Origin of the sequence: Herbaspirillum sp. 1173, assembly GCF_031455335.1 — a bacterium.
Taxonomy (GTDB): domain Bacteria; phylum Pseudomonadota; class Gammaproteobacteria; order Burkholderiales; family Burkholderiaceae_D; genus Herbaspirillum; species Herbaspirillum huttiense.
Window position 1 is genome coordinate 84,456 of record NZ_JAVDSP010000010.1, and the last position, 19,233, is coordinate 103,688.

Annotated in this window: 12 protein-coding genes; 6 read left to right on the plus strand and 6 right to left on the minus strand. The window is 64.0% G+C overall.

Annotation, left to right across the window (positions count from 1 at the left end; genetic code table 11):
- Positions 1–235: 235 nt before the first annotated feature.
- Both J2X56_RS23515 and J2X56_RS23520 read right to left on the minus strand, forming a co-directional pair.
- Positions 236–505: a hypothetical protein gene (locus tag J2X56_RS23515; protein WP_121045796.1), complete on the minus strand. Its 270-nt coding sequence runs from the start codon at positions 503–505 to the stop codon at positions 236–238.
- Positions 505–3,615, minus strand: coding sequence for an efflux RND transporter permease subunit (locus tag J2X56_RS23520; RefSeq protein WP_310163147.1), 3,111 nt, complete (start codon positions 3,613–3,615; stop codon positions 505–507). Before J2X56_RS23520 ends, J2X56_RS23515 begins: the two co-directional genes overlap by 1 nt.
- A gap of 170 nt (positions 3,616–3,785) precedes the next feature.
- Here J2X56_RS23520 and J2X56_RS23525 point away from each other — a divergent pair, with 170 nt between their 5' ends.
- Positions 3,786–4,526 carry a response regulator gene (locus J2X56_RS23525; protein WP_166675089.1) on the plus strand — a complete coding sequence of 247 codons (741 nt, stop codon included), beginning with the start codon at positions 3,786–3,788 and terminating at the stop codon, positions 4,524–4,526.
- Between the two features lie 23 nt (positions 4,527–4,549).
- Positions 4,550–5,638 (plus strand): ATP-binding protein, encoded by a 1,089-nt coding sequence (locus J2X56_RS23530; protein ID WP_204727102.1) that lies wholly within the window; start codon positions 4,550–4,552, stop codon positions 5,636–5,638.
- A 152-nt stretch (positions 5,639–5,790) separates the two neighbouring features.
- Here J2X56_RS23530 and J2X56_RS23535 read toward each other — a convergent pair whose 3' ends face one another.
- A complete protein-coding gene (locus J2X56_RS23535) occupies positions 5,791–7,467 on the minus strand; it encodes a methyl-accepting chemotaxis protein (RefSeq protein WP_134134424.1) in 1,677 nt (558 codons plus the stop codon).
- A 347-nt stretch (positions 7,468–7,814) separates the two neighbouring features.
- On the opposite strand from J2X56_RS23535, the gene J2X56_RS23540 reads away from it, so the two are divergent.
- Entirely contained in the window at positions 7,815–8,978 is a 1,164-nt protein-coding gene (locus J2X56_RS23540; protein WP_310163154.1) for a branched-chain amino acid ABC transporter substrate-binding protein, read from the plus strand.
- A 79-nt stretch (positions 8,979–9,057) separates the two neighbouring features.
- On the opposite strand, the gene ssb is transcribed toward J2X56_RS23540, so the two are convergent.
- Both ssb and J2X56_RS23550 read right to left on the minus strand, forming a co-directional pair.
- On the minus strand, positions 9,058–9,588 hold the full coding sequence (gene ssb / locus J2X56_RS23545) for a single-stranded DNA-binding protein (RefSeq protein WP_121045793.1): 531 nt from the start codon (positions 9,586–9,588) through the stop codon (positions 9,058–9,060).
- Between the two features lie 18 nt (positions 9,589–9,606).
- The gene (locus J2X56_RS23550; RefSeq protein WP_084319844.1) at positions 9,607–10,848 is read right to left on the minus strand and encodes an MFS transporter; all 1,242 of its coding nucleotides are present in this window, start codon (positions 10,846–10,848) and stop codon (positions 9,607–9,609) included.
- Positions 10,849–11,387: 539 nt separating this feature from the next.
- Here J2X56_RS23550 and J2X56_RS23555 point away from each other — a divergent pair.
- The 3 genes from J2X56_RS23555 to J2X56_RS23565 all read left to right on the plus strand — a co-directional run bounded on the left by J2X56_RS23555 (position 11,388) and on the right by J2X56_RS23565 (position 17,269).
- Positions 11,388–13,142: a glycosyltransferase family 39 protein gene (locus tag J2X56_RS23555; protein WP_121045792.1), complete on the plus strand. Its 1,755-nt coding sequence runs from the start codon at positions 11,388–11,390 to the stop codon at positions 13,140–13,142.
- 328 nt (positions 13,143–13,470) lie between these two features.
- Positions 13,471–16,338, plus strand: a complete 2,868-nt coding sequence (uvrA, locus tag J2X56_RS23560; protein WP_121045791.1) for an excinuclease ABC subunit UvrA — start codon at positions 13,471–13,473, stop codon at positions 16,336–16,338.
- Positions 16,339–16,501: 163 nt separating this feature from the next.
- On the plus strand, positions 16,502–17,269 hold the full coding sequence (locus J2X56_RS23565; RefSeq protein ID WP_121045790.1) for a phytanoyl-CoA dioxygenase family protein: 768 nt from the start codon (positions 16,502–16,504) through the stop codon (positions 17,267–17,269).
- A gap of 86 nt (positions 17,270–17,355) precedes the next feature.
- Here J2X56_RS23565 and J2X56_RS23570 read toward each other — a convergent pair whose 3' ends face one another.
- Positions 17,356–19,011: a methyl-accepting chemotaxis protein gene (locus tag J2X56_RS23570; protein ID WP_121045789.1), complete on the minus strand. Its 1,656-nt coding sequence runs from the start codon at positions 19,009–19,011 to the stop codon at positions 17,356–17,358.
- Positions 19,012–19,233: the final 222 nt, after the last annotated feature.

Below are 19,233 nucleotides of genomic sequence, written 5' to 3' on the forward strand. Positions count from 1 at the left end.
AGCGTGAGGGGTGATGGCATTCTAGAGAGCTGCGGCTTTTTTCTTTAACCCAAATTGGCAGTCCGGCAGAGGCCGGACATGGCAGTGCCGCCACGTACTCCTGATGGATTGTAGGTGGCAGCCGTGCGAAAAAGTAAGGAAGGCAAGCCGGAAAGACGGCGGCACGGCCTGCACTGTGGCAAGCCGGCCGCACTGGCTGACGAAGCGCTGACGGCGCGCTCTCGAGGGAAGAGAATCAGGCCGCCACGCGGCGTTCGATGATCTCGTACGCACGCAGCATGCCGGCAATGCGCGCATGCTCGAAATCGAGATACAAAGGGCTGTCCTGCCGGTAACGCAGGATGCGCTTGCCGGCGTGGAAGATGCGCAGGCTCATCTCCCAGCCATGCGGCCCCTGAATCGCGATGACGCGGATATCGTAGTCGCGATACCGGGCGTGGTGGATCTGCTCGCGGTCGTTGAGGAGCCGGCGGCCATACAGCCGCAAATCACTGCGCGGACACATCATGCCTCCTGCAAGCCTTGCGCGCTGCGGCGACGTCCCGCCCCCAGCACCAGCACGAAGAACAAGGGCACGAACAGGACCGCCAGCACCGTGGCACTGACCATGCCGCCGAACACGCCCGTGCCGATGGCGCGCTGGGTCTCGGCACTCGCGCCCGAGGCCAGCATCAGCGGCACCACGCCCAGCGCAAAGGCCAGCGAAGTCATGAGGATGGGCCGCAGGCGCAGCACCGCCGCCTTGATCGCCGCCTCCACCAGGCCCGCACCCTCGGCGCGCAACTGGCGCGCGAACTCGACGATGAGGATGGCATTCTTGGCCGAGAGCCCGATGACGGTAATCATGCCGACCTTGAAGAACACGTCATTGGGCATGTCGCGCAGGATCACCGCTGCGACCGCACCGATCAAGCCCAGCGGCACCACCAGCATGACCGACAGCGGAATGCGCCAGCTCTCGTACAAGGCCGCCAGCACCAGGAACACCACCAGCATCGACAAGGCCATCAGCATCGGTGCCTGGGCCGCCGACAGGCGTTCCTGCAGGGACTGGCCGGTCCATGCCACGGCAAACCCGGGCGGCAGTTGCTGCGCCAGCTTTTCCATCTCCGCCATGGCATCGCCACTGGCCACGCCCGGCGCAGCACTGCCGGAGATGCGCACCGCCGGGAAGCCCTGGTAGCGCTGCAATTGGGTCGGCACGACCTGCCATTGGGCTTGTACCATTTCCGAGAGCGGCACCATCCCGCCGTTCTGGTTGCGCACATACAGCTTCATCAGGTCCTCGATCTGCATGCGCGATTGCGCCTGGGCCTGAATGATGACCTGCTGCATGCGGCCCGCATTGGGGAAATCATTTACATAGAAGGAACCCATGGCCGCCGAGAGCGTATCGCTGATGCTGGCAAAGGAAACGCCCAGCGCGGCCGCCTTGTGGCGATCCACATTGAGCTGCAGGCTCGCACCCGGTGGCAGGCCATCCGCATACACGCCCGCCAGCTTGGGGCTCTGTGCCGCCATTGCCAGCAGTTGCGCTTCGGCCGCCTTGAGCGCGGCGTGGCCCTGGTTGGCACGGTCCTGCAGGCGCATGGCAAAGCCGGAGGAATTGCCCAGCTCCTCGATGGCCGGCGGCAGCAGGCTCATGACCATGCCATCCACTCCGTTCTCCATGGCCGCCTGCGCATGCTGAGCCTCGATGGCGGCGGTGGAACCCTTGCGCTCCTTCCAGTCCTTCAGTTCGGTGAAGGCCATCGCCGCATTGGGGCCGGAACCGGAGAAACCGAATCCCAGCACCGACAGATTGGCACCGATATCCTCGCGCGTTTTCAGATAGCGTTCGAACTGGTCCACGGCGCGCGCCGTGCGCTCGGTGGTGGCATCGGCGGGCAGCTGGAAGCTGGTCATGAAATAACCCTGGTCTTCTTCCGGCAGGAAGGCCGAAGGCAGCGCCCGCAAACCCAGCACCAGCAACAGCGACAGCGCGCCATAGAGCAGCATCATGCGCAGCCCGCGCGCGATCAAGCGGCCCAGCAGCGATTCATAGCGGCGCGTAAGGCGTGCGAAGGCACGGTTGAAGGCACCGAAGAAACCACGCTTCTCGTGATGGCCGGGGGCCACCGGTTTGAGCAAGGTGGCGCACAGGGCCGGCGTCAGGCTCAGCGCCAGGAAGGCCGAGAACAGGATCGATACCGCCATGGCCAGCGAGAACTGGCGATAGATCACGCCCACCGATCCCCCGGCCAGCGCCATGGGAATGAAGACGGCGGTCAGCACCAGGGTGATGCCGATGATGGCACCGGTGATCTCCCCCATCGCCTTGATGGTGGCCTCGCGCGGACCCAGGCCTTCCTCGGCCATGATGCGCTCGACGTTTTCCACCACCACGATGGCGTCATCGACGATGATGCCGATGGCCAGCACCATGCCGAACATGGTCAGCACGTTGACCGAGTAGCCGGCCACCAGCATCACCGCCAGCGTGCCCAGCAGCGCGATGGGCGCGACGATGGCCGGGATGACGGTATAGCGCACGTTTTGCAGGAACAAATACATCACCAGGAACACCAGCACCATGGCCTCGATCAGGGTCTGCACCACTTTCTGGATGGAGATCTTGACGAAGGGCGCGGTGTTGTAGGGCAGCGAGAACTGCATGCCCTGCGGCAGGCTGGGGCGCAGTTCTTCCATGCGCGCCTGGATCGCTGCAGCCGTGCGGACGGCGTTGGCACCGGGTGAGAGCTGTACGGCGGCCACGCCTGCCGGCTTGCCGTCTTCACGGTTGGCGAAGGCATAGGATTGCGCGCCCAGTTCGACCCGGGCCACGTCGCCCAGCAGCACCCGCGAACCATCGGCCTTGGCCTTGAGCACGATGGAAGCGAACTGGTCCGGTGACTGCAACTGTCCTTGTACTGTCAGGGGAACGGCGATCTGCTGGCCCGGTACAGTTGGCGTATCGCCCAGACGTCCGGGAGCAATCTGTGCGTTCTGCTGGCTGATCGCTGTACTGATATCTGTTACGGACAGTCCGAAGGCATTGAGCTTGAAGGGATCGATCCAGATCCGCATCGCCTGCTCGGCACCGAACAGTTGCACGCGGCCTACGCCGTCGACGCGGCGCAGTTCTTCGACGATGTTGCGAGCCAGGTAATCGTTGAGGCGGATTTCATCATGGCGGCCGTCCACCGAGGTCAGGCTGACCATGAGCAGGAAGCCCGAGGCCGCCGACTCCACGGTCACGCCATTCTGGCGCACCGTTTGCGGCAGGCGCGCTTCGATGGCCTTGAGCTTGTTCTGCACATCGACCTGGGCCAGCTCCGGATCAGTGCCGGGCTTGAAGGTCACGGTGATCTGGGCGCTGCCGGAGGTATCGGCCGAGGATTCGAAATAGAGCAGGTTCTTCACGCCCGACAGTTCGCGCTCGATCAGGCTGATGACGCCATCGTTCATGGTCTGCGGCGTGGCCCCCGGATAGGTGGCGTTGATCGTCACGCTGGGCGGGGCCACCGAGGGATAGCGGGCAATGGGCAACTGGCTCATGGCGATCACGCCGAAGAGCACGATGAACAGCGCGACCACCCAGGCAAAGATGGGGCGGTCGATAAAGAAGCGAGGCATGCAGGAACTCCATCGGGGGAAACACGCGAAGGACTGCGCCTGCCGGTCAACCCACGGCATTTTTGCCGCACGGGCTGCCCGACAGTACAATCGCGAGCGAAGGCGGAGTCTGGGGCATGCGCGTGAGGTTTGCGCGATACAACGATGGAGTTTTGATGGAGAACGCAAGAATGGCGGCAACCCAAGTGAAAGCCGGCGAGGCCGCACCGGCCACGGGTGCGCTGATCCTCATCGCCGAGGATGCACCCGAGATCGCCGAGATCCTGGCCGCCTACCTGGCCCGCAGCGGCATGCGCAGCGTGCATGCGGCCGATGGCGCGCGGGCACTGGAGCTGCATCTCTCGCTCAAGCCGGACCTGGTGCTGCTCGATATTCAGATGCCGCAGGTCAATGGCTGGCAGGTGCTGGCGCAGATCCGCCAGCGCGACAACACGCCGGTCATCCTGCTCACCGCGCTGGACCAGGACGTGGACAAGCTCACGGGCCTGCGCATCGGTGCTGATGACTACGTGGTCAAGCCTTTCAACCCGGCCGAAGTGGTGGCGCGCGTGGAAGCGGTACTGCGCCGCAGCCTGCCGCGCGAGGAGCGCGAAGACCGCCGCATCCTGCGCGCCCCGCCCTTCGTGATCGATTTCGAACAGCATGAGGTGGTGGCCGAAATCGAGGGCGTGAGCCACACGCTGATGCTGACACTGACCGAATTCAAGCTGCTGGCACAACTGGCACGCGCCCCGCGCCGCGTATTCAGCCGTGCCGAACTGCTGGCCACCTGCCTGCCCGAGGGCGACACCCTGGAACGCACCGTGGACAGCCACGTCAGCAAGCTGCGCAAGAAGCTGGAAGACCTCGGACTGGCCGGTATCCCGGTGAGCATCCGCGGGGTCGGCTACCGCTTCCAGCAGGGCGGCTGATTGCACGCACCCGATACGCATCCATGAAACCCGGCATCGATCTCCTGACCCTCTGGCGCGGCAAGGGACTGGCGCGCCAGATCATCAGTTCCGTCGCCATCCTGGCACTGACCATCATGCTGATGGTGCTGCTGGGGTCTTACGCGTTTTATTCGACGCTGTTCATCTTCCTGCCCACGGCGCTATCTGCACCAGACAGCTGGCTGCCCTCGCCCGCTGAATGGGGCTGGATCTTCGTGACCACGCTCATCGGCGTGGCCATTGCGGTGTGGGTGGCCATCCGGTTATCGCGCCGCATCCTCACGCCTTTGAATTCGGTGGCCACCAGTTTGCGCCGCGTGGCGCAGGGTGACCTGGCCGCGCGCGCCGCCGCAGACCGGCAGCCGCTGGACGAAGCCTCGCAACTGATCAGCGATTTCAACGCCATGGCCGAACGGCTGGAGCGGGTGCAGCAGGAACGCATCTTCTGGAACGCCGCGATTGCGCACGAGCTGCGCACGCCGGTGACGATCCTGCGCGGGCGTCTGCAGGGCCTGGCCGATGGCGTGTTCCAGCCCGATCCGGCGCTCTTTTCCAGCCTGCTGGTGCAGGTGGAAGGACTGGGCCGGCTGATCGAGGACTTGCGCATCGTGGGGCTGGCCGAGAGCGGCCACTTGCGCATCCAGCTGCAGCAGGCCGATCTGCGGCAGGAGATCATGACGGTGCTGAAAGCCTGTGAATCGGCGCTGCACGACAAGGGTTTCACGCTCACCCTGGCGCTGGGCGCGGAGCGCCCGGCATGCGACCCGGTACGCATCCGCCAGGCACTGCTGGCGCTGCTGGAGAATGCCCTGCAACACGCCACGCCGGGCCCCTTGCGCATCAGTACCCTGGTCGTCGATGGCCAGCATTGCCTGCGCGTGGAGGACAGCGGTCCTGGCCTGTCCGCCAGCGACGCGCAGCGCATCTTCGATGCCTTCCAGCGTGGGCCCCGTACCGGCGACACGGCCGCCAAGGGTAGCGGGCTGGGACTGGCCGTAGTGCGGGCCATTGCCAGCGCGCATGGCGGCACGGTGGATTGCCAACCCTCGACCCTGGGCGGTGCCTGCTTCGAGTTGCGCTGGCCGAAATGAAACCGGAGGCCACCACGTCTCCCTGAAAATCGCCCGCCTCTTCACTCCGCTAGCGGCCTGGCCCCCGCCTGGGCCGCATGGACGGCAGCCTGCTGAAGTTCTTTTCATATCGCCCTCCAGCCCCCGCCAGTGGGCGTTCGTGTTCGCCTGCGCTAGGTCTTGAAGGCCCCGACCAGTCCGCTGAGCTTGTGGGCCTGCTCCTGCATCGACTCGGCGGCGGCCGAGGCCTGCTCCACCAGGGCGGCATTCTGCTGGGTCACGTTATCCATCTGGCTGATCGCCTGCTGGATCTGCTCCACGCCGGCGGACTGCTCTTGGCTGGCCGTACTGATGCCGGCAATGATTTCGGTTACGCGTTGTACGCTGGCGACCACTTCATCCATGGTGGAGCCGGCCTGGTTGACCAGCGTGCTGCCGGCATCGACCTTGGAGACCGAGTTGTCGATGAGTTCCTTGATCTCCTTGGCGGCGGCCGCCGAACGTTGCGCCAGGTTGCGCACCTCGCTGGCGACCACCGCAAAACCGCGGCCCTGCTCGCCGGCCCGGGCCGCTTCCACGGCGGCGTTGAGTGCCAGGATATTGGTCTGGAACGCGATGCCGTCAATCACGCCGATGATGTCGACGATCTTCTTCGACGAGGCATTGATGGCCCCCATCGTCTCCACCACCTGCGAGACCACGGCTCCGCCGCGCTGCGCCACCGCCGACGCCGTACTGGCCAGTTCGCTGGCCAGTACGGCGTTGCTGGCATTCTGCTTGACGGTGGAGGTGATCTCTTCCATCGAGGACGCGGTTTCTTCCAGCGAACTGGCTTGCTGCTCGGTGCGGGTGGACAAATCCAGCGTACCGGCCGCGATCTCGGTGGCGGAATTGTCGATGCGATGGGCACCGTCGCGCACATCGGTAACGATGATTTGCAGGCCGGTCTGCATGGTCCGCAGCGCTTCCAGCAATTCACCGGTTTCGCCCCTGACGTGGTGGCTGATCTCGGCCGTCAGGTCGCCCTGCGCCACCCGGCGTGCCACACTGGCGGCATGCGCGAGCGGATCTCGGATAGCCTTGTAGACCAGCATGAGCGTACAGGCCAGCACCACCACCGCCACCCCCATCAGGGCGTAGAAGATCCGCGCCATGGTGGCCGAATGCGCCCTGGCCGCTTCCACCTGGGCCAGGGTGCGGGCGTCCAGCATGGCGAAGAACTGGTCTACCGGGCGCATGATCCTGGCCTTGTTCACGTGGTAGGCATGGTCGTGCATGAGTTCGCGTGCACGGACCAGGTCGGGTTCGCCGCGCCGGGTGAAGTTGCCTTGCGCATCTTCGTAGAGGCCCTTGACCATGTTCATGGCCACCGTTTCAGTCTTGACCAGGGCATCCGAATTGGCCTTGGCTTCGCTGAGCTTGGCCAGTTCGGCGTCGGTGAAGCCAGCCTCGCGCATCAGCGCGATCAGGGCGACGCTGCGCGAACTGTCGGGACGCGGTGGCTTGCCATCGGCGGCGACGAAATCCCAGTAGATGCGGCCATAGTTTTCCGGGCGGGGCTTCTTGCCATCGCGGATGTCGAGGATCGCCTGGTACTGTTTTTCATAGGCGGGGTCAGCCGTGATGACGTAGGTGCGTGCCAGGCGGGTCAGGTCGTCCGAACTCTGGCGCAATTCGGTGGCCAGCTGGAACGAGGCGTAGCGGCTCTCGTTGGCGGCATTGAGCGTGGCGTCGCTGCGTTCCAGCGCCAGCGCTACCAGCGCGATGGCCAGCATGAGCGCACTGATGACGCCGGTAAGCAGGATGAAGATCTGGCGGATGGTAAAACGGCCTATGAATGAGACGTTCATGAAAACCCCGTTGGAAAGAGTGGATGCAATCGGAACGGTCCAGCCGCCTGCGCTCCGAATTGAGCTACTTCAAATCACTTGACCCATTCAAAAATCATTAAATATGATATTTTATGGAACCAAATTGCGAAATTTAGTTTATTGAGGGAATTCAATATTTCAATGTAATTTGATGAAGAGCTTGGTTTTTTTTCCGGGATCAAATGAGGCGGTGCGATGCGATCCTTGCACGTGGCGCATGGCCCGATGGCGCCAGGGTGTGTATATTGGACCGCGTACCTGTGCAGAAATAACAACCATCACAGATCAAGATCCCGTGCAGGTTCCGCCGGGAATGGGGGAGTGAGATGCGCAAAGTCACCATCATGAGGGCGGTCTGGATCGCCCTGCTTGTCTGTCTGCAGCCGTGGACGATGCGGCCGGCCGAGGCCGAGGAAGTCCGCCAGGTGACGCTGGGCCTGAGTGCCTGGATCACGCAGCCGATCGTGCAGAGTGCCTGGCACGGTGCGGAGCTGGCGGTGGAGGATGCCAACGCCATGGCCGCCAGGAAGAAATCTTCATGGCGTTTTCGCCTGCTGGCCCAGGATGACCAGGGGTCGGCCAATTTCGGCGTGAATGTCGCCCGTTATTTCATCAAGGAAAAAGTCGCGGGGGTCGTCGGGCCCTGGAGCAGCGACGCGGCCATGGCGACGGCCGAACTGTACGAGGCGGCCCGCATCCCGCAGATCGGCTTTACGGCCGGCACCAGCCAGTGGACCAGCCAGGGCAATCGCATGCCGTTCCGGGTCGTGGGCGGAACCGCCGAGGTCGGCCTGACGATGGCCGAGGTGATCACCACCGACCTGAAGGGCAAGCGGGTCTTTGTCGTCCACAATGACTCGGCCTACAGCAATGCCCTCACCGATGAACTGACCGCGCGCCTGGTCAACCGGCCGGGACTGACCGCCACCCGCTATCTGGTCGGCCGGCGCACGACTGACTTCAATGCCACCATCAAGGCGGCCAATCAGTATCAGGCGGATGTGATCGTGTTTCTCGCGCTGTTTCCGCAGGCGGCAGCGTTCATGGAGGAAGTCCGGCGCTCCGGAACGGAGGCCAAGGTGTTGCTGGTGGGCGGGGCCAGCAGCCTGTCCTTCGGCGAGGCGGCGCTGCCGCAGGCCTACGTGCTGGAATATGAACTGGCACGTGAGCAGTGTCCGCGCTGGAAGGCGTTCACCCAGGCCTATATGCGGCGCTACAACGTCGCCCCCAGTCCTTATTCCTACTATGCCTATGACGCGGCCAGCGTGTTGATCGCCGCCATCCTGCAAAGCGACTCGACCGATGGCGAAAAGATCGCGGCCAGCTTGCGCCAGCTACGCCATGCGGGACTGAGCGGACCGATCAGTTTTGCGGCCGGCGGTGCCAATGCGGCACCGCGCTTCCGGCTTTACCAATATCGGAACAGGGGGCAATGGCAGCAGGTGGGCGTGTTTCCGCGCGGGGCGGGGATCAACGAGAAATGCCAGTAAGCGGAACCTGCAAAGCAAAAGGCCCGTTCCCGTGGGGAACGAGCCTTTGGACTGCCTGGCGTAATGAAACGAGGTCCGATCAGAAGGGGATATCGTCGTCCATGTCCGAGAAGTTCGGCGCCGGGCGCTGGGCCGGCTGCTGGCGCGGGGCACCGCCGCCACCTGCTGCGCCACCGCCGGCGCTCTGGCGCGGAGCACCGCCGCCGTAGCTGCCGCCACCGCCGCCGCCACCGTAGCCGCCTTCGTCCATGCCACCGCCACCGCCGCCCGCACCCTGGCGGCCGCCCAGCATCTGCATGGTGTCAGCGATGATTTCGGTGGTGTAGCGTTCGACGCCTTCCTTGTCCTGCCACTTGCGGGTCTGCAGGCGGCCTTCGACGTAGATCTGCGAGCCCTTCTTCAGGTACTGGCCGGCGATTTCAGCGAGCTTGCGGTAGAAGGTGATGCGGTGCCATTCGGTGAGCTCCTTCTTTTCGCCGGTGTTCTTGTCCTTCCAGCTTTCGGTCGTGGCGACGGCGATGTTGGTGACGGCTTCGCCGTTGGGCATGTAGCGGGTTTCCGGATCGCGCCCGAGATTGCCGACGATGATGACTTTGTTGACCGATGCCATTGTTTCTCCTGAATACGTTTAGGCTGTTGCACCCGCCGCCTGCGCAGCGCGGCGCGGCAGGTTTTTCATGTTAGCCGCGATTATAAGCCAGGTCAGCGTGAGGACGGCTGACAAGAGAAACACGGCGGAATTCCCCACATTTTGTTTGAGCCAGCCCCCCAAGGCGCCGCCGCAAGACAGCCCCAGCGCCTGCAAGGTGTTGTAGACGCCCAGCGCCGCGCCCTTGGCGGCCGGCGGCGCGATGCGCGACACCAGCGACGGCTGGGCCGCCTCCAGGATGTTGAAGGCGACGAAGAACAGGAACAGCAGCGCCACCAGCATCCACACCTGCGCCAGCGGATGCGACAGCACCGCCCAGAAACCCAGCTGCACCAGCAGCATCAGCCCGATGGCGCCGAGGAAGACCGGCTTCATGCGACCATATTTCTCGGCCACGAAGATCGGCGGCAGCATCAGCACGAAGGACGCCAGTACCACCGGCAGGTAGATCTTCCAGTGCTCGCCCAGCGGGATGCCGGCCAGTTGCACCAGCGCCGCCGGCACCACCATGAACATGGCGACCTGGGTCAGGTGCAGGGTGAACACGCCAAAGTTGAGTCGCAGCAACTCCGCATGGCGCAACACCTCGGACAGCGAGACGCGACGTGCCGCCACCATCGGTGCGGCCGGGACCACCCACACCACCACCGCGATGGCGATCAGCGACAGGATGCCCGTCAGGCCGAAGATGCCGCCCATGCCGATGGACTTGTAGAGCAGCGGCGAGGCCACCATCGACACCGCAAAGGTCACCCCGATGGAGGCACCGACCATGGCCATGGCCTTGGTGCGGTGTTCTTCCCGGGTGGAATCGGCGATGAAGGCCGTGATGGCCGCCGAAATCGCGCCCGAGCCCTGCAGCGCGCGTCCGATCAGCAGCCACAGCACGCTGTGGGCAGCGGCCGCCACGAAGGAACCCAGCGCAAACAGTAGCAGCCCGATGACGATGATGCGCTTGCGCCCGTAGCGGTCGGAAGCGATGCCGTAAGGAATCTGGCCGAACGCCTGCGCCAGGCCGTAGATGCCCAGGGCGATGCCGACCAGGGTGTCGCTGTCACCGCCGGGCAGGCTGTGGGCGTGCACTGCGAACACCGGCAGCACCAGGAACAGGCCCAGCATGCGCAGGGAAAAAATGGAGGCAAGGGAAACGCTGGCGCGCACCTCGGCGCGCGACATGCCGGATTTTTCAGGCTGTGCGGTGGAACGGGAGTGGTGGGACATACGGTTCGTGACTGGCGTTGGCGACTGCCCGGCCCTGCAAGTAAAACCCGGCCGGGGCAAAAGCCGTATGGTAACAGGATAGTCCGGCTGACCGGCAGCACCGCCCAGCCCCTGCACTCCCGGCCCGCAGGATTGAGGCACTTCCATGTGCTGCGTCAACTTCCGCGGCCCCGCCGGATGGTGACAGCGGGACGGGAGTGTCGCGAATCTTCACAACTTTCCTGACAAACCTGTCATGTTAGGTACACCTTATGCCAAAATAGCGCATTGCTCATTTTTTCTGCAGTGCTCATAACAGCCGCCCCTTCCTGAACGGAAGATTTCAGCCCGGCCATAAACTTCGCCAAGAAAAAGAAGGCAATCACGCGTAATGGGGGGGAGAACCCGGACGCAGAGGATGGCGAACAGGTCAAGCGGTGTCCCGCATGCGGCGGCACGCTGGTGTCGTGCGCATCCTCGATGTCCTCCGGTTTTCAGTTTTTTTCCGTTTTTTGTTTGTTGCGCTGGCGGCGCAGGCCGCTCGCATCCGTATATTCAGCATGTTCCTATTTGATTCGCTCAACGAAGGCAAGACGAGCACTTCCCGCTCTGCGCAACCGGTCTCTGCTGCCGGCGGGCAAGCCCTGCCCGCCCGTCTGGCCTGGCTGCTGCTGATCCTGGCCGGTGCCGCCTGGCTGCTGCCGGGCGTGTTCGGCCATGGTCCCTGGAAACAGGATGAGACCTATACCTTCGGCATGATCCATCACATGCTGGTCTCCGGCGAGTACCTGGTTCCCACCAATGCCGGCCAGCCCTTCATGGAAAAGCCGCCGCTGTACTACTGGACCGCCGCGTTGCTGGCCAAGCTGGCCTATCCGCTGCTGCCGTATCACGAGGGCGCGCGCCTGGCCAGCGTGCTCTACAACCTGGTCACGCTGGTGTTCGTGGCCAGGATTGCCAAGATGATGTGGGGCCAGCGCAGCCTGATGAGCCTGCCGGTACTGGCTACCCTGGCCCTGTTCGCCGGTACGCCGGGCATGGTCAAGCACGCCCACGACATGTTCACCGACGTGGCCCTGGTCACCGGCGGCGTCATGGCCACCTACGGCCTGCTGGCCATCGCCCTCAACGAGGAGCGCCGCACGCCCGCGTGGAGCGCGGCCTTCTGGTTCGGCCTGGGGGTGGGCATCACCGAGATGACCAAGGGCCTGTTCGTGCCGCTCACCTTCGCCGCCACGGCGATGGCCGTCGGCGTGATGGTGCCGGCCTGCCGCTCGCGCTCGTACTGGAAGATGGTCGGCACCGCCGTGCTGGTCTCGCTGCCCTTCTTCGTGATCTGGCCGGCACTGCTGGCCCAGCACTCCATGCCCTTGTTCATGGAATGGTTCTGGGACAACAACGTCGGCCGCTTCTTCGGCTTCTCGGTCAAAAAACTGGGCTCGGACAACGACCACACCGTGATCCTGCGCGCCCTGGGCGGCTTTGCCCTGCCCGGCTCGGTACTGGCGCTGGTGGCGCTGGGCAGCGGCGACTGGCGTCAGGTCGGCACCAGCAAGGTGGCGCTGCCGCTGGCCTTTGGTGCCATCAGCCTGGCCGTGCTGCAGAGCTCCGCCACTGCCCGCCAGCTCTATCTGCTGCCGGTACTGCTGCCGCTGGTGATGCTGGGCGCGCGCGCCCTGCCGCGCCTGCCGGCGCTGGCCAACCTGGCGTGGGACTGGTTCTCGCGCCTGGCCTTCGGGGCGCTGGCCGTGGGGATCTGGGCGACCTACATCGTCTCCACCTGGCCGGCCGACCAGCACCAGCCCATCGCGTTCATGGGCAAGTGGCTGCCGCTGAGCTTCGTGACGCCGATCCAGCCGCTGGCCGTGCTGGCCGCGGGCGCCATGAGCATCCTGTGGATCGCCTCGCTGGGCCTGCTGAGCCGTGCCGGCCAGTGGCGTGGCGCGTTCTCGTGGTTTGGCGGGATCACCCTGATGTGGGGCCTGGCTTTCACATTGCTGCTGCCCTGGGCCGATTACGGCAAGAGTTATGAATATGTCTACGCCGATCTCCAGGCCAAGATCGGTCCGGCCTGGCAAGAGGGCGATTGCATGGCCAGCCAGGCACTGGGCGAATCGGAGGCGCCGATGCTGTACTACTACACCGGCATCCTGCACCAGCCCATCGACGGCGGCCGCCACACCGCATGCCGCTGGCTGATCCAGGAGATGCCCGACGCCGGCAAGCGTCCGCATGGTCACTGGACCCTGTTCTGGGAAGGCCGCCGCGACGGCGATGAAGGACAGTTGTTCAAGATCTACGAACGCGCCCACTGAGGGCAAGCGATTGCATGACAAGAAACTGCCGGCCACGCGCCGGCTTTTTCTTGTCTGCTTCATCATTCATCAGCAATCCCTGCACCGGATCCGCCACGCAGACGATTTCCTGCGGCATTTGCGCTGCAAGGCCATGGCTTTTTCCACGGCCGCGCTTTCAATTCGACGATGCGTGCCCACATGGGTCATCTGCCGCTGCAGCCCCGCCTGCCGGCCATTCGCAGTCCTGTTATAGTTACATGTTGTCCCCATCGCTGCTCCGCACAATGCGTGATCGCTCATCGGCTGATCGCACGCGGGGGCAGGCAACCCCTAGCTGAAGGCATCCATGGAAGAAATTCGCATTCGCGGCGCACGTACGCACAATCTCAAGAATATCAACCTAGACCTCCCCCGCAACAAGCTCATCGTCATTACTGGCCTGTCCGGTTCGGGCAAGTCGTCGCTGGCCTTCGATACCTTGTATGCCGAGGGCCAGCGCCGCTACGTGGAGTCGCTGTCAGCCTACGCGCGCCAGTTCCTGCAGCTGATGGAAAAGCCCGATGTCGACATGATCGAAGGCCTGTCCCCGGCCATCTCGATCGAACAGAAGGCGACGTCGCACAACCCGCGCTCCACCGTCGGTACCGTCACCGAGATCCACGACTACCTGCGCCTGCTGTACGCCCGCGTCGGCACGCCCTATTGCCCGGACCACCCCGAACATCCGCTGGAGGCGCAATCGGTCTCGCAGATGGTCGACGCCGTCCTGGCGCTGCCGGAAGACACCAAGCTGATGATCATGGCCCCCGTGGTGGCCAACCGCAAGGGCGAGCACGCCGACCTGTTCGAGGAGATGCAGGCCCAGGGCTTCGTGCGCTTCCGCATCCAGAGCGGCACCGGGTCGGCCAAGGTCTACGAGGTCGATGACCTGCCCAAGCTGAAGAAGACCGAGAAGCACACCATCGACGTCGTCATCGACCGCGTCAAGGTCAAGGCGGAGATCAAGCAGCGCCTGGCCGAAAGCTTCGAGACCGCGCTGCGCCTGGCCGATGGCCGCGCCATTGCGCTGGAAATGGACAGCGGCAAGGAACACCTGTATTCCAACAAGTTCGCCTGCCCCATCTGCGGCTATTCGCTGCAGGAGCTGGAGCCGCGCCTGTTCTCCTTCAACAACCCGATGGGTGCCTGCCCGGAATGCGATGGCCTGGGCCACATCGAGTTCTTCGATCCCAAGCGCATCGTGGCTTTCCCCAATTTGTCGCTGGCCTCGGGCGCGATCAAGGGCTGGGATCGCCGCAACCAGTTCTACTTCCAGATGTTGACCAGCATCGCTGCCTACTACGGCTTCGACCTCGATGTGCCTTTCGAGCAGCTCGATGACAAGGCCCAGCAGGCAGTGCTGTACGGTTCGGGCCGCCAGACCATTCCGTTCGCCTACGTCAACGAGCGTGGCCGCACGGTGGTCAAGGAGCATACCTTCGAAGGCGTGGTCAACAACCTGCAGCGCCGCTATCGCGAAACCGATTCGATGGCGGTCAAGGAAGAACTGGCCAAGTTCATCAACGAGAAGCAATGCCCGTCCTGCCACGGTGCCCGCCTGCGGGTGGAAGCGCGCTATGTGAAGGTCGGTGCAGGCAAGCAGCAGCGTGCCATCTACGAAGTCGCTGCCACGCCGCTGCGCGAGACCCTGTCCTTCTTCGAGACCCTGAAACTGACCGGTGCCAAGAAGGAAATCGCCGACCGCATCATCAAGGAAATCGTCTCGCGCCTGACCTTCCTCAACAACGTCGGCCTGGACTATCTCTCGCTGGAACGCAGCGCCGATACGCTCTCCGGCGGCGAAGCCCAGCGCATCCGCCTGGCTTCGCAGATCGGCTCGGGACTGACCGGCGTGATGTACGTGCTGGATGAACCTTCCATCGGCCTGCACCAGCGCGACAACGACCGCCTGATCGATACCCTCAAGCATTTGCGCGACATCGGCAACACCGTGCTGGTGGTGGAGCACGATGAAGACGCCATCCGCACTGCCGACTACGTGGTCGACATGGGCATCGGCGCGGGCGTGCATGGCGGTGACGTGATCGCCCATGGTTCGCTGCCGGACATCCTCAAGAACAAGAAGTCGCTGACCGCCAAGTACCTGAACGGCTCGCTGGAAATCGCCGTGCCCAAGAAGCGCACGCCCTGCGATGAATCGCGCATGCTGACCATCACGGGTGCCACCGGCAACAACCTCAAGAATGTGGACCTGGAACTGCCGGTGGGCCTGCTGACCTGCGTGACCGGGGTCTCCGGTTCGGGCAAGTCGACCCTGGTCAACGACACGCTGTACCTGTCGGCGGCACGCCACCTGTACGGTTCGCAAACCGAACCGGCCGAGCACGAAGCCATCGGCGGACTGGAACACTTCGACAAGGTGATCGCGGTGGACCAGGCGCCAATCGGCCGCACGCCGCGCTCCAACCCGGCCACCTACACGGGCCTGTTCACGCCGATCCGCGATCTGTTCGCCACCGTGCCCATGGCCAAGGAACGCGGCTACAGCGCCGGACGTTTCTCATTCAACGTCAAGGGCGGCCGCTGCGAAGCCTGCCAGGGCGATGGCGTCATCAAGGTGGAAATGCACTTCCTGCCGGACGTGTATGTGCCCTGCGATGTCTGCCACGGCAAGCGCTACAACCGCGAAACGCTGGAAGTGCAGTACAAGGGCAAGAACATCACCGAGATCCTGGACATGACGGTGGAAGACGCGCACGAATTCTTCAAGCCCGTGCCGCTGATCGCGCGCAAGCTGCAGACGCTGCTCGATGTGGGCCTGGGCTATATCAAGCTGGGCCAGAGCGCCACGACCCTCTCGGGCGGCGAGGCGCAGCGCGTGAAGCTGTCGCTGGAACTGTCCAAGCGCGATACCGGCCGCACGCTCTACATCCTGGATGAGCCGACCACCGGCCTGCACTTCCACGATATCGACCTGCTGCTCAAGGTGATCCATCGCCTGCGCGACCAGGGCAATACGGTGACCATCATCGAACACAACCTGGACGTCATCAAGACCGCCGACTGGATCATCGATCTCGGTCCCGAAGGCGGTGCCGGCGGTGGCCGCATCGTGGCGGCCGGTACGCCGGAGGACGTGGCGAAGAATCCGGCCAGCGTCACCGGCAAGTACCTGGGTCCGCTGCTGAAGAAGAAGTCGAAGCAAGAAAAATAAGTCCGGACTTGCGCGCGCGCAAACGATACAGAATTGCTGCCCATCTGTATCTTGCGCTGCGCCGGCCATGGCATACAGTCATGCACCTGGCCGCCATCCGGCGCACAATGAAGGCTCGCCCGTCCGCCATGGACGGGCTGCCGTGCAACCCCGAAAGTCCATCATGTCGAACCCGCTGTCACCCGCCCAGGTCGCCTTCTTCCGCGAACAGGGCTATCTCCTGCTCAAGGGCATGGTCCCTGACGCCCTGCGCGAACGCCTGCTCGCCGTCACCCAAGATCACCTGCAACGTGCGGTCGCACCGCTGGAATACGAAGCCGAAGTCGGCTACGAAGGCGCTCCCGCCTCGCTGGAGGCCGAAGGAGGCCGCACCGCGCGGCGTCTGCGGGCAGCCTGGCAGCGCGATCCGGTGTATCGCGAATGGGCCGCCGATCAACAACTGGTGGCCATGCTGCACCAGTTGTTCGAGGAACCGGTCTGCCTCACGCTGGCGCATCACAACTGCATCATGACCAAGCACCCTGCCTTCGGCACCGCCACCGGCTGGCACCGCGACATCCGCTACTGGTCCTTCCCGCGCAATGAACTGATTTCGGTATGGCTGGCGCTGGGTGCGGAAACGCCGGAGAACGGTGCGCTCAAATTCATCCCCGGCTCGCACAAGCTCAAGCTGCAGCCGGAACAGATGGATGAACTGGATTTCCTGCGCCCCGACGTGGCCGCCAACCAGGCCCTGTTTGCGCAGGGCATTGCGCTGTCACTGGCGCCGGGCGACGTGGTGCTGTTCCACAGCGGCCTGTTCCATGCCGCCGGCCGCAACGACAGTGAACAGGTCAAGTGTTCGGCCGTGTTCGCCTATCACGGCAAAAGCAATCCGCCCCTGCCCGGTACCCGTTCGGCTGCGTCCGAGGATGTGGCCCTGGACACTTGAACGACTGTACTGGCTGGGGGCGGATCACTGTACCGGCAAGGTCGAAGTGACCGTACCGGTACGGAAAGACGCAGTGACTTGCGGTGTCAGTGAAGCAGCAAGCCACCCTTGCCCGGCAAGGCCGCCGATGCCGGTACGGCCACCGTAACAGTTGCGCGCGCGGCCACCGCCTGGGCTGCCGGTACGCCGGCGACGGCGGTACCGCCGAGCCGGAACACGCTGACCGCTTCCGACAGGCGTGCCGCCTGTTCTTGCATGGACTGTGCGGCGGCTGCGGCCTGTTCCACCAACGCGGCGTTCTGCTGCGTGGTTTCATCCATCTGCGTGATGGCGTTGTTGACTTCCTCGATGCCCTGGCTCTGCTCCTGCCCGGCTGCACTGATGTCGGTCACCACTTCGCTCACGCGCTGCACGCTCCTGACCACTTCGTCGATGGTCTGTCCGGCTTGTGCGACCAGGGCACTGCCGGTCCCCACCCGCGTGACCGAATCATCGATCAGGACCTTGATCTCCTTGGCTGCGGCCGCAGAACGCTGTGCCAGTGAACGCACTTCCGACGCCACCACGGCGAAGCCGCGTCCCTGCTCACCCGCGCGCGCCGCTTCCACTGCGGCGTTCAGGGCAAGGATATTGGTCTGGAAGGCGATGCCATCGATCACGCTGATGATGTCGACGATCTTGCTGGAAGACTGATTGATGGAACTCATGGTATCGACCACCTGGCGCACCACCTCGCCCCCGCGCACCGCCACTTCGGAAGCGGAGTGCGCCAGTTCCTTGGCTTGCTGCGCACTGTCGGCATTGTGGCGCACGGTGGAGGTCAGCTGTTCCATGGCGGACGCCGTTTCTTCGAGCGCCCCGGCTTGCTGCTCGGTGCGCGAGGAGAGATCGAGGTTGCCATGCGCGATTTCGCTGGAAGCGGTGGCAATGGTATCCGTGCTCAGGCGCACCTGGCCGACGATGCCCTGAAGGTTGTCATTCATCTGCCGCAGCGCCTGCATCAGCTGGCCGGTTTCATCCTGGCTGTGCACGTCGATCTGCTGGGTGAGGTCTCCGGCAGCCACGGCCTGCGCGACCGTGACCGCACGCTGCAGCGGACGCGAAATCGCCCGCACCAGCAGCACGCCCATCAGCAGCGCCACGAACAAACCCGCCGCCATGGCCACGCCCATCACCACCAGCAGGGTCTGGTAACGCTGCTGTGCCTGTTCGTGCAGCTCGCGCCCGACCGTGCGCTGAAGGTCCATCAGTTGCGCCAGCGTGGTATGGGCATCGGCGTAGAGCTTGAGCATGACGCCGCCATACAGTTCGATCGCACCTTGGAAGTCGCGATTGCGCAAGGCTTCGGCCGCCGGCTTGATGCCATCGGTGACGAACTTCTGGCGCTGGGGAATGAGCTTGTCCAGCAGCACGCGTTCATCGCTGGTGAGCTGGGTGTCCTGGTATTGCTTGACGATGGCGTCGTTGGCCTTGATGGCCTTCTCGATCCGGTCCATGTTGGCATCGATGTCGCCGGAGTCGCCGACGATGGAGGTGGAGATGCCATTGCGCGCCGCATCCAGCGCCGCCGACATGCGCTCCAGCTGGGAGAAGGCGACCAGGCGGTCTTCATAGAGCGAGCGCATCTGCGCATTGGTCGAACGCAATCCGACCAGGCCCAATACGCCTGAGCCGACCAGCATCAGCGCCAGAAAGCCGATGACGAAAATCAGGCGTGCCCTGATGGTTAATTTGCTGAACATGTTCCTCCCGGACTTCACTTTTGTTTTCTCTACAACGGATTCATTGTGTGGACCCGTAGTCCTGATGCGTCCAGCGCGCGCCGATAAGGCCGCGTCGCTGCCACCCGGAAACACTAGCATTTCCCGTACCAGGGGAACAGGTCCGGGATGTGGGAAGTGAACATTTATTTTTGGCAGGCTGGAATGATGAGCAGATGTGCTGAAGTGTGCGGCGCGAGCCGC